Origin of the sequence: Streptomyces curacoi (genome assembly GCF_001513975.1) — a bacterium.
Lineage (GTDB): Bacteria > Actinomycetota > Actinomycetes > Streptomycetales > Streptomycetaceae > Streptomyces > Streptomyces curacoi.
In genome coordinates this window covers 1,117,381-1,128,833 of sequence record NZ_KQ947984.1, presented here as the reverse complement: position 1 = coordinate 1,128,833, position 11,453 = coordinate 1,117,381, and the positions used below count along the sequence as shown (strand labels likewise).

Here is an 11,453-nt window from a genome sequence, read left to right as displayed (position 1 = left end):
CGACCGAGGGTGTGATCTGTTGTGGCCATTTCGCTGTCAGTGGTGTTGCTGTTGGCGATCATCTTGGTGGTGTTGATCCGTGGCGGTTCACTGAAGGCCGGCCCCGCCGTCGTCGCCGTGCTGTTCGGCTTCTTCCTCGCCTCGACCGGCATGGCGGACGACATCCAGCGGTTCCTCAACTCGATAGCCGAGACCATCAACTCGATCCAGTTCTAGGGTCCCTGGGGCGGCCCGGAAGAGTACGGATACCCTCGTTCGTGATCGTCGAACGGTCCGGAACGGGGGAACGTACGGGATGGCGCTGCGCGAGACCGATCCGGCAGAGGTGGGCGGCTACCACATCGAGGACCGCCTGGGCTCCGGCGGCATGGGCGTGGTCTATCTGGCCCGCTCCGCCTCCGGCCGCCGCCTCGCCCTGAAGGTCGTGCACGCGCAGTACGCCGACGACGACGAGTTCCGCATCCGCTTCCGCCGCGAGGTGGCCGCCGCCCGCCAGGTCAGCGGCGCCTTCACCGCTCCCGTCGTGGACGCCGACGCCGACGCGGCGCGCCCCTGGATGGCCACGCTCTACATCCCCGGCGAGGACCTCGGCACCCATGTCCGCCGCCATGGCCCCCTGCCGCTGCCCAAGCTCCGCGAACTGGCCGCCGGTCTCGCCGAGGCCCTGCGCGACATCCACCGCGCGGGCATGGTCCACCGGGACCTGAAGCCGGCCAATGTGATGCTCGCCGAGGACGGCCCCCGCGTCATCGACTTCGGCATCTCCCGCGCCGCCGAGTTCGCGGCCCAGGACGTCCTCACCCAGACCGGCCGCGTCATGGGCACCCCGCCCTTCATGTCCCCCGAGCAGTTCTCCTCCCCGCAGGACGTGGGCCCGGCCGCCGACATCTTCTCCCTGGGCTCGGTCGTCGCGTACGCCGCCACCGGCCGCGGCCCGTTCGACAGCCCGAGCCCCTACGAGACGGCCATCCGGGTCGTCGACGGCGACCCGGAACTCGACGGCGTCCCGGATGAGTTGCTCCCCTTCGTCCATCTCTGTCTGGAAAAGCACCCCAAATCACGGCCGAGCGCGGGCGAGCTCCTGGACCTGCTGCGCGACGGCCGGCTCCCCGAGCCGCGCCCCGCGCCCGAGACCGGCCCCACCCCGGACGAGCCGGCCGCACCCCGCCGACGCGGCCGCAGACGGCTGCTGCTCGCCTCCCTGGTGAGCGCCCTGCTGCTGGCCGCAGCGACCGCCCTCACCGTCGTGGCGGTCAACGCCGAGCCGACCCCGGCCGAGCGCGATCTGCCCACCGGATGGCAGGCCTGGCACAAGAAGTCCAAGGACCCGAGCGTCGACAAGGACCCGATCGGCGCCGACGCCCCGTTCAGCCGCTGCGCGGCCACCGGCAGCTCCCTCGTGTGCGCCGGTGACGACGTCATGGCGACCCGCTTCGCCCTCGCCGACGGCCGCAACACCTGGGCCCGGCCGATCGACGAGACCACCGACGATCTCGGCAGCGGCGATCTGGGCACGATCATCGCCGCCCGCAGCGGCCGCGTGTACGTCTACGGCGCCGACGACCGGACCGTCGGCGAGAACGAGTTCAACCCGACCCGCTACACGATCCAGGCGCTCGACGCCGAGACCGGCAAGGTGATCTGGAAGACGGTCACCGGCGACAGCGACGAGGCCACCGAGCCGAACAGCGACCACGGCGCCTCCGCCGCCGTACCCGAGGGCATCGTCACCGTCTACGGCGCGAAGGGGCAGCAGTACGCCCTGCTCGACGCCGTCGACGGCAAGGTCCGCTGGAAGCGCCCGATGCCCGACCCGGACACCCAGATGTGCCTGCTCCGCAGCGCCGCCCGGCACGCCTACCTGGTCTGCCAGAAGTGGAGCGAGGAGGACATCACCGGCACGAGCGTCGCGCAGCTCGACCCGGCCACCGGCCGTCCCCGCTGGACCGTGCAGGTCACGGGGGAGCAGGACATCGTCGGGGCGGCCGCAGGGCGCCTCGTCGTGCTCGACACGACCGGCACCCGCCGCGAGGTGACCCTGATCAACACGGCCTCGCACGTCGTGACGAACGTACGGCTGTCCCCCGCCCAGCCCGAGGCCGCGACCCCCACCCTGCTGAACGACAGGCTCTACTTCACCTTCCCCAGCGGCAGCGTCCGCGCGGTCGCCCCGGACACCGGGCGCCAGATCTGGGAGAGCAACTCCACCGTGGAGTCCTCCGGCCCCCCGATCGTCTCCGGCAGCCACCTCTACCTGGCCTCCCCCAGCGGCCGCCTGGCGGCCCTGGACCTGCGCACCGGCGCCGTCGAGGCCACCCTCCAGGGCCGAGACGACGGCGGCACCGCCGGCATCAGCGGGGTCGGCGCCCCCCTGGTCCTCGTCGGCGACGCCCTGTACGTCCCGTACGGCATCCGTTCGGTGTACTCCGTGGACGTACGCAACCTCTGAGACCAGGGCCCGGGAAGGGCACCCGCGCAACGCGAAGGGCCCGGTTCCGCGGAACCGGGCCCTTCGGCCGTACAGAGCGGGCGACGGGAATCGAACCCGCGTAGCTAGTTTGGAAGACTAGGGCTCTACCATTGAGCTACGCCCGCACAGGGACGCGCCGCAGGTCAGCTGACCGCGGCACTGCAGGCATCGTAGCGGTTCGGGCCCCCTCGACGCACACCCCATTGCCGCGCGCAGCCGCCCTACCGTTCCTGGCCGCGAAATGCGACGGCCCCACTGCCTGCGGGCATGTACCCTACGTGTCGCACCAGCACGGGGTGTGGCGCAGCTTGGTAGCGCGTCCGCTTTGGGAGCGGAAGGCCGTGGGTTCAAATCCCGCCACCCCGACCACGACCGGCCGGTCATCGGCCACCTGCGCGATCACCACGCCCGATCGCCTTTTGGGGCGTTCGTCGGCTGCGGTTACTATGCAAGCTGCGCGCCCGTGTGTCTCTCGTCTGATGAAGTCCTCCGGGCGGCGAAATCCGCCGGACCAGTCTGGCTCCGGCAGAACCCAAGAAGTCAGCCACAAGGAGACCGAACCGTGAAGAGCGCCGTGGAGACCCTGAACCCGACCCGGGTTCGGCTCACTGTCGAGGTGCCCTTCGAGGAGCTCAAGGACAGCCTCGACGCGGCGTACAAGAAGATCAACCAGCAGGTCACGGTGAAGGGCTTCCGCAAGGGCAAGATCCCGGCCCGCGTCATCGACCAGCGGTTCGGCCGCGGCGCCGTGCTGGAGGAGGCCGTCAACGACGCGCTCCCGAAGTTCTACACCGAAGCGGTCAACGAGGCCGAGCTCAACGTCCTGGGCCAGCCCGAGGTCGACATCACCGAGCTGAAGGACGGCGAGACGCTGAACTTCACCGCCGAGGTCGACGTCCGCCCGGCCATCGAGATCCCGGACTACTCCGGCATCGAGGTCGAGGTCGACGCCGTCGAGGTCACCGACGAGGACGTCGAGAAGTCGGTCGAGCAGCTCCGCGAGCGCTTCGCGTCGACCTCCCCGGTCGAGCGCGCCGCCGAGGACGGCGACGTCGTCACGATCGACCTGCAGGCCAAGGTCGACGGCGAGGTCCTCGAGGACGGCGTCGCCGAGGGCGTCTCCTACACCATCGGCTCGGGTGAGCTGCTCGACGGCATCGACGACGCCGTCAAGGGCCTGTCCGCCGGCGAGGAGGCCACCTTCACCTCCGAGCTCAAGGGCGGCTCGGCGGCCGGCAAGGAGGCCGAGGTCACCGTCAAGGTCACCCAGGTCGCCGCGCGCGAACTGCCCGAGCTGGACGACGACTTCGCGCAGCTCGCCTCCGAGTTCGACACCCTCGACGAGCTCAAGGCGGACAGCCGCAAGCGCCTGGAGAACATGAAGCAGTACGACCAGGCCACGCAGGCTCAGGAGCGCGTCCTGGAGAAGCTGCTGGAGCTCGTCGAGGTGCCCGTCCCCGAGAAGCTGCTCGAGGACGAGATCAACACCCGTAAGCACAACCTGGAGCACCACCAGCTCGGCCAGATGGGCCTCACCCTCGACAAGTACCTGGAGATCCAGGGCAAGAGCGCCGAGGAATTCGAGACCGAGACCAAGGAAGCCGCGGTCAAGGGCATCAAGACCCAGTTCGTGCTCGACGAGCTCGTCAAGCAGGAGAAGCTGAACGTCAACCAGGAGGAGCTCACCGAGCACCTCATGCGCCGCGCCGCTTCCTCCGGCATGTCCCCCGACCAGTTCGCCCAGGCGGTCGTCGAGGGCGGCCAGGTGCCGCTCCTGGTCGGCGAGGTCGCCCGCGGCAAGGCCCTGGCCCTCGTGGTCGAGAAGGCCACGGTCAAGGACACCAACGGCGAGATCATCGACCTGGACGACGAGGACGAGGCCGAGCAGGCCACGGAGACGGTGGAGGCCGCCGAGGGCACCGCTGACGCCGCCGACGAGGAGAAGTCCGAGGGCTGAGCCCACGGAGCCTTGTAAGCCGTACGAAGGGCCCTGGGGAGGCATGCTCCCCGGGGCCCTTCTGTCGTACGGCTGTGCCGCGCCCCTGAGGGGGGCGCGGGGAACCGCGCGGGCAATCGCCCCACCGGCGGAGCCATGCGCTCACAGCGAACACCACCAGAACCGGGATTGCAGCGCAGGGCCACCGCGTTAGGGTCCATGAGTATGAGGGCAGGGGAGTCCCCGTTGCCCACGCAGGACACGTGAGACGGCCCGGCGCCGTCGTAAGACGAGCAGGTGGATACGTGACGAATCTGATGCCCTCCGCCGCCGGCGAGCCTTCCATCGGCGGTGGCCTCGGCGACCATGTCTACAACCGGCTGCTCAACGAGCGGATCATCTTCCTCGGCCAGCCGGTCGACGACGACATCGCGAACAAGATCACCGCGCAGCTGCTGCTCCTTGCCGCCGACCCGGACAAGGACATTTACCTGTACATCAACAGCCCGGGCGGTTCGATCACGGCCGGTATGGCGATCTACGACACCATGCAGTACATCAAGAACGACGTGGTGACCATCGCCATGGGCCTCGCGGCCTCGATGGGCCAGTTCCTGCTCAGCGCGGGCACGCCGGGCAAGCGCTTCGCGCTGCCGAACGCCGAGATCCTGATCCACCAGCCCTCCGCGGGCCTGGCCGGCTCGGCCTCGGACATCAAGATCCACGCCGAGCGGCTGCTGCACACGAAGAAGCGCATGGCCGAGCTCACGGCGCAGCACACGGGCCAGACGATCGAGCAGATCACCCGGGACTCGGACCGCGACCGCTGGTTCGACGCCTTCGAGGCCAAGGATTACGGCCTCATCGACGACGTGATCGCCACGGCCGCCGGCATGCCGGGCGGCGGCGGCACCGGGGCCTGAGCCCCAGCGGATGGCCACAGCGCCCCGCACAGCCCCCAGCCGACCGCCTCAGCCCCTAGGAGACAGACAGTGAACGACTTCCCCGGCAGCGGCCTGTTCGACCGCGCACGCGCCGAGAGCACGGTGCCCGTCGCCGAGTCCCGCTATGTGATCCCCCGCTTCGTCGAGCGCACCTCGCAGGGCATCCGCGAGTACGACCCGTACGCGAAGCTGTTCGAAGAACGCGTGATCTTCCTCGGTGTACAGATCGACGACGCGTCCGCCAACGACGTCATGGCGCAGCTGCTGTGCCTGGAGTCGATGGACCCCGACCGGGACATCTCGGTCTACATCAACAGCCCGGGCGGCTCCTTCACCGCGCTCACGGCCATCTACGACACGATGCAGTTCGTGAAGCCGGACATCCAGACGGTCTGCATGGGCCAGGCGGCCTCCGCCGCCGCCGTCCTGCTGGCCGCCGGCACGCCCGGCAAGCGCATGGCGCTCCCGAACGCCCGGGTGCTGATCCACCAGCCGTACAGCGAGACCGGCCGCGGTCAGGTCTCCGACCTGGAGATCGCCGCCAACGAGATCCTGCGGATGCGCTCGCAGCTGGAGGAGATGCTGGCCAAGCACTCCACCACGCCGATCGAGAAGATCCGCGAGGACATCGAGCGCGACAAGATCCTCACGGCCGAGGACGCGCTGTCGTACGGGCTGATCGACCAGATCATCTCCACCCGGAAGATGAACAACGCCGAGGTTCGCTGACGCGGACCGGGTATTGTCTGCTGCCCCTTGGCACGGTTTGGGACGGTGCACGTCAAAGTGAACCGCGCCAAGGGGGGCCCGAACGGGGGGTCAGGCAAGGTACCGTCGGACATAAGGCAGCACCAGGAGCCGCTGGATTCGAAAACGTCCAGGCGTCTCCCAGGCGAAGGGGAAGCACACCGTGGCACGCATCGGTGACGGCGGCGATCTGCTCAAGTGCTCGTTCTGCGGCAAGAGCCAGAAGCAGGTCAAGAAGCTCATCGCAGGCCCTGGTGTGTACATCTGCGACGAGTGCATCGATCTCTGCAACGAGATCATCGAGGAAGAGCTCGCGGAGACCAGTGAGGTCCGCTGGGAGGAACTGCCCAAGCCGCGCGAGATCTACGAGTTCCTCGAGGGATACGTGGTCGGCCAGGAGGCGGCGAAGAAGGCCCTCTCCGTCGCCGTCTACAACCACTACAAGCGCGTCCAGGCCGGCGAGAACGGCGGCGGTCAAAGCCGCGAGGACGCCATCGAGTTGGCGAAGTCCAACATCCTGCTGCTGGGCCCCACGGGCTCCGGCAAGACCCTGCTGGCGCAGACCCTGGCCCGCATGCTGAACGTCCCGTTCGCCATCGCGGACGCGACGGCGCTCACGGAGGCGGGGTATGTCGGCGAGGACGTCGAGAACATCCTGCTCAAACTGATCCAGGCGGCCGACTACGACGTCAAGAAGGCCGAGACCGGGATCATCTACATCGACGAGATCGACAAGGTCGCGCGGAAGAGTGAAAATCCGTCGATCACCCGGGATGTGAGCGGCGAGGGCGTCCAGCAGGCCCTGCTGAAGATCCTGGAGGGCACCACGGCCTCGGTCCCGCCGCAGGGCGGCCGCAAGCACCCCCACCAGGAGTTCATCCAGATCGACACGACGAACGTCCTGTTCATCGTGGGCGGCGCGTTCGCGGGTCTGGAGAAGATCATCGAGTCCCGGGCCGGCGCCAAGGGCATCGGCTTCGGCGCGACGATCCGCTCCAAGCGCGAGCTGGAGGCCAAGGACCAGTTCGAGGACGTCATGCCGGAGGACCTGGTCAAGTTCGGCATGATCCCCGAGTTCATCGGCCGTCTGCCGGTGATCACGAGCGTGCACAACCTGGACCGGGAAGCCCTCCTCCAGATCCTGGTGGAGCCCCGCAACGCCCTGGTGAAGCAGTACCAGCGCCTCTTCGAACTCGACGGCGTGGAACTCGACTTCGAGCGCGAGGCCCTGGAGGCCATCGCCGACCAGGCCATCCTCCGCCAGACGGGCGCACGCGGGCTCAGGGCCATCATGGAAGAGGTCCTGATGTCCGTGATGTACGAGGTTCCGTCCCGCAAGGACGTGGCGCGGGTCGTCATCACAGCGGACGTCGTTCACTCGAACGTGAACCCGACGCTGATCCCGCGGGATGCGCGCGGGCGCGGGTCGGGCGAGCAGAAGACGGCGTAGCCGTACCGCAGACGTACGAAGGGCCCCGGTCAGCCGACCGGGGCCCTTCGTGGTGGACGAGCCGGGCGTCAGGCCTTGACGCGGATCGCCTTGCGGAGCTTCGCGGTGATGTCCGCGGCCGCGTCCTTCGACATGTTCTGGGTGGCGTCACCGGGGGAGACCATGGCCATCGTGCTGTAGTCGGCCCACACGCAGAACCAGTCGGTCTTCTCCTTCTTCGTGGTCGGGTCGGTGCCCTTGGCCGCCTGGCACTTCATGACGGCGCCTTCGATGTCGGCCTCCTCCGGCTCGCCGACCAGCTCGGTCTTGAGGGCGGAGCTGCCGGAGGAGTTCTCCTGGGACTCCTTCTCGGCCTGGGCGAAGAACTTGTCCAGGGCTGCCTCGGGATCGGCGATCTCACCGTAGGCGCCGAAGAGCGTGATGGTCTTGTTCGTCGCGAGTTCGGACGCGTCGGGAATGGTGCTGGGGTCGTTGGCGTCGAAGTCGCTCAGGTTCGCCGTCGAGTACATGCCCGACACCCCGGTGCCGTTCTTGACGCCGCTCTTCTCCAGGTCTTCCTTGTCGCCTGAGCTGGAGCTGGAGGAGGTCTTGGTGAACAGCTTGTAGTCGCCGAGCACCGTCTGCGGCGTCGTCAGCTTGTGCGCGCCGTCGTCCTCCAGGGCACCCGCGCCGCCCCCGCCGCCGAACACGAAGTACGCCCCCACGCCGATCGCGGCCACGACGGCCACCGCGCCGATGATCAGGCCGGTCTTCTTGGCGCCGCCCCCCGGAGCCGGCGGCTGCGGCATCCCGTACGGGGCCTGGCCGTAGGGCGGCTGCTGGCCGTACGGGGGCTGCTGGGCATAGCCCTGCTGGGGGTAGCCCTGCTGGGGCGGGACGCCCTGCGGGGGCTGCTGCGGGTAGCCGTAGCCGGGCTGCGGCTGGGCCGGGGGAGCCTGCTGGGGGTAGCCGTAGCCGGGCTGGGGCGCCTGCGGCTGCTGGCCGTACGGACCCGGCTGGCCGTACGGTCCGGGCTGCTGGGGCTGCCCGCCGTACGGGCCCGGCTGGTTGTAGCTCATTTCTGGGTTCCCCTCCAGATGCTTATGTGTTCACGACATCCTGGCGCAAACGCAGCCACCGCACGGCATCGGGGTGCCCACCGTTACAGAACAAACGCGTTTCGGGACACGCCCGCGACACCCCTAAACTGAGCCCGTGACCGAGAACGCTCAGCAGCAGCCACCAGCGCCCGACACCGAACTGCCGACCCAGTACGCGCCGGCCGACGTAGAGGGGCCGCTGTACGAGCGCTGGGTAGAGCGGGGTTACTTCGAGGCGGACGAGAAGAGCGACAAGCCGCCGTACACCATCGTCATCCCGCCGCCGAATGTCACGGGCAGCCTGCACCTCGGGCACGCCTTCGAGCACACCCTCATCGACGCCCTCACGCGCCGCAAGCGCATGCAGGGTTACGAGACGCTGTGGCAGCCCGGCATGGACCACGCCGGTATCGCCACGCAGAACGTCGTCGAGCGGGAGCTGGCCAAGGAGGGCAAGTCCCGGCACGACCTGGGCCGTGAGGCCTTCGTCGAGCGGGTCTGGCAGTGGAAGGGCGAGTCCGGCGGGCAGATCAGCGGCCAGATGCGCCGCCTCGGTGACGGTGTCGCCTGGTCGCGCGAGCGCTTCACCATGGACGAGGGCCTGTCCCAGGCCGTCCAGACCATCTTCAAGCGGCTCTACGACGACGAGCTGATCTACCGCGCCGAGCGCATCATCAACTGGTGCCCCCGGTGTCTGACGGCCATCTCGGACATCGAGGTCGAGTACCAGGACGACGACGGCGAGCTCGTCTCCATCCGGTACGGCGCAGGCGACGACTCCATCGTCGTGGCCACGACCCGCGCCGAGACGATGCTCGGTGACACCGCCGTCGCCGTCCACCCCGAGGACGAGCGCTACCGCCACCTCATCGGCCGCGAGATCGAGCTGCCGCTCACCGGCCGCCGTATCCCGGTCGTCGCCGACGAGCACGTCGACCCCGAGTTCGGCACGGGCGCCGTCAAGGTCACCCCGGCGCACGATCCGAACGACTTCGAGATCGGCCAGCGCCACAACCTGCCGTCCCTGACCGTCATGGACGAGCACGCGGTCATCACGGCCCACGGCCCCTTCCAGGGCCTGGACCGCCTGGAGGCCCGCTCGGCCATCGTCGGAGCGCTGCGCGCCGAGGGCCGGATCGTCGCCGAGAAGCGGCCGTACGTCCACTCCGTCGGCCACTGCTCGCGCTGCAAGACCACCATCGAGCCGCGTCTGTCCATGCAGTGGTGGGTCAAGGTCGGCCCGCTCGCCAAGGCCGCCGGTGACGCGGTCCGCGACGGCCGGGTCAAGATCCACCCGCAGGAGATGGAGAAGCGCTACTTCGACTGGGTCGACAACCTCCACGACTGGTGTATTTCGCGGCAGTTGTGGTGGGGTCACCGGATTCCGGTCTGGTACGGCCCGAACGGCGAGGTCGTCTGCGTCGGCCCCGACGAGCAGCCGCCGAGCGGCGAGGGCTGGCACCAGGACACCGACGTCCTCGACACTTGGTTCTCCTCCGGCCTGTGGCCGTTCTCGACCCTCGGCTGGCCCGAACAGACCGAGTCGCTCGCGAAGTTCTACCCGAACTCCGTCCTGGTCACCGGCTACGACATCCTCTTCTTCTGGGTCGCCCGGATGATGATGTTCGGCCTGTACGCGATGGACGGCACCCCGCCGTTCCACACCATCGCCCTGCACGGCATGGTCCGCGACCAGTTCGGCAAGAAGATGTCGAAGTCCTTCGGCAACGCGGTGAACCCGCTGGACTGGATGGACAAGTACGGCAGCGACGCGCTCAGGTTCACCCTCGCCCGTGGCGCGAACCCCGGTGTCGACGTCCCGATCGGCGAGGACTGGGTCCAGGGCTCCCGGAACTTCGCCAACAAGATCTGGAACGCGACGCGCTTCGCGCTGATGAACGGCGCGACGGTGGACGGCCCGCTGCCGGAGCCGTCGAAGATGTCCTCGACCGACCGCTGGATTCTGTCGCGGCTGAACTCCGTCGTCGCCGAAGTCGACGCGTTCTACGAGGACTTCCAGTTCGCCAAGCTGTCGGACGCGCTCTTCCACTTCGCGTGGGACGAGGTCTTCGACTGGTACGTCGAGCTGTCGAAGACGACGTTCGCCGCGGGTGGTGAGGCCGCGGAGGTCTCCAAGCGTGTCCTCGGCGAGGTCCTGGACGTCACGCTGAAGCTGCTGCACCCGGTGGTCCCGTTCGTCACGGAGACCCTCTGGACCACGCTCACGGGCGGCGAGTCGGTGGTCATCGCCGAGTGGCCGAAGGACAGTGGCTTCCGGGACGCGGCGGCCGAGCAGGAGATCGCCACGCTCCAGCAGGTCATCACCGAGGTCCGCCGCTTCCGCGCCGACCAGGGCCTGCAGCCGGGCCAGCGCGTCCCGGCCCGCCTGTCCCTGGACGGCACGGCGCTCGCCCCGCACGAGCCGGCCATCCGCCAGCTGCTGCGCCTCCAGCCCGAGGGCGACGCCTTCACGGCCACGGCGACGCTGCCGGTGGCGGGCGCGGAGGTCGCGCTGGACCTCTCCGGTGCGATCGACGTCGCGGCCGAGCGCAAGCGCCTGGCGAAGGACCTCGCCGCCGCCGAGAAGGAGAAGGCCCAGGCCACGGCCAAGCTCGGCAACGAGGCGTTCCTGGCGAAGGCGCCGGACCACGTGGTGGAGAAGATCCGCGGGCGGCTGGCGAAGGCCGAGGAGGACATCGCGCGGATTGCTGCGCAGCTGGAGCGGCTGCCGGAAGCGTGAGTCGTTTTAAACGTGACTGAAGGCCCCCGGCGCTGCATGGCGCCGGGGGCCTTTGCCTACCCAGGGGCGCGGGGCTGTATCAATATG

Annotated in this window: 8 protein-coding genes and 2 tRNA genes; 8 read left to right on the top strand and 2 right to left on the bottom strand. The window is 69.0% G+C overall.

Annotation, left to right across the window (positions count from 1 at the left end):
- The first annotated feature begins 21 nt into the window (after positions 1 to 21).
- Positions 22 to 216, top strand: coding sequence for a hypothetical protein (locus AQI70_RS04960; protein ID WP_030044846.1), 195 nt, complete (start codon positions 22 to 24; stop codon positions 214 to 216).
- A 79-nt stretch (positions 217 to 295) separates the two neighbouring features.
- Complete coding sequence (locus tag AQI70_RS04955) at positions 296 to 2,449, top strand: serine/threonine-protein kinase (protein WP_062144581.1); 2,154 nt, start codon at positions 296 to 298, stop codon at positions 2,447 to 2,449.
- 75 nt (positions 2,450 to 2,524) lie between these two features.
- Here AQI70_RS04955 and AQI70_RS04950 read toward each other — a convergent pair.
- Positions 2,525 to 2,595: transfer RNA gene (locus AQI70_RS04950), tRNA-Gly, on the bottom strand.
- A 167-nt stretch (positions 2,596 to 2,762) separates the two neighbouring features.
- Between AQI70_RS04950 and AQI70_RS04945 the strand changes: the two genes are divergently transcribed.
- The 5 genes from AQI70_RS04945 (at position 2,763) to clpX (ending at position 7,547) form a co-directional block, all read left to right on the top strand.
- Positions 2,763 to 2,839: transfer RNA gene (locus AQI70_RS04945), tRNA-Pro, on the top strand.
- A gap of 193 nt (positions 2,840 to 3,032) precedes the next feature.
- Positions 3,033 to 4,427, top strand: a complete 1,395-nt coding sequence (gene tig / locus AQI70_RS04940; protein WP_062144579.1) for a trigger factor — start codon at positions 3,033 to 3,035, stop codon at positions 4,425 to 4,427.
- A 296-nt stretch (positions 4,428 to 4,723) separates the two neighbouring features.
- Positions 4,724 to 5,329 carry an ATP-dependent Clp protease proteolytic subunit gene (locus AQI70_RS04935; RefSeq protein WP_062145095.1) on the top strand — a complete coding sequence of 202 codons (606 nt, stop codon included), beginning with the start codon at positions 4,724 to 4,726 and terminating at the stop codon, positions 5,327 to 5,329.
- Positions 5,330 to 5,398: 69 nt separating this feature from the next.
- Positions 5,399 to 6,079 carry an ATP-dependent Clp protease proteolytic subunit gene (locus tag AQI70_RS04930; RefSeq protein WP_062144575.1) on the top strand — a complete coding sequence of 227 codons (681 nt, stop codon included), beginning with the start codon at positions 5,399 to 5,401 and terminating at the stop codon, positions 6,077 to 6,079.
- Positions 6,080 to 6,260: 181 nt separating this feature from the next.
- Positions 6,261 to 7,547, top strand: coding sequence for an ATP-dependent Clp protease ATP-binding subunit ClpX (gene clpX / locus AQI70_RS04925; protein WP_004001291.1), 1,287 nt, complete (start codon positions 6,261 to 6,263; stop codon positions 7,545 to 7,547).
- A gap of 68 nt (positions 7,548 to 7,615) precedes the next feature.
- Here clpX and AQI70_RS04920 read toward each other — a convergent pair whose 3' ends face one another.
- A complete protein-coding gene (locus tag AQI70_RS04920) occupies positions 7,616 to 8,605 on the bottom strand; it encodes a hypothetical protein (protein WP_062144572.1) in 990 nt (329 codons plus the stop codon).
- Between the two features lie 136 nt (positions 8,606 to 8,741).
- Between AQI70_RS04920 and AQI70_RS04915 the strand changes: the two genes are divergently transcribed.
- Positions 8,742 to 11,366 (top strand): valine--tRNA ligase, encoded by a 2,625-nt coding sequence (locus tag AQI70_RS04915; protein WP_062144569.1) that lies wholly within the window; start codon positions 8,742 to 8,744, stop codon positions 11,364 to 11,366.
- Positions 11,367 to 11,453: the final 87 nt, after the last annotated feature.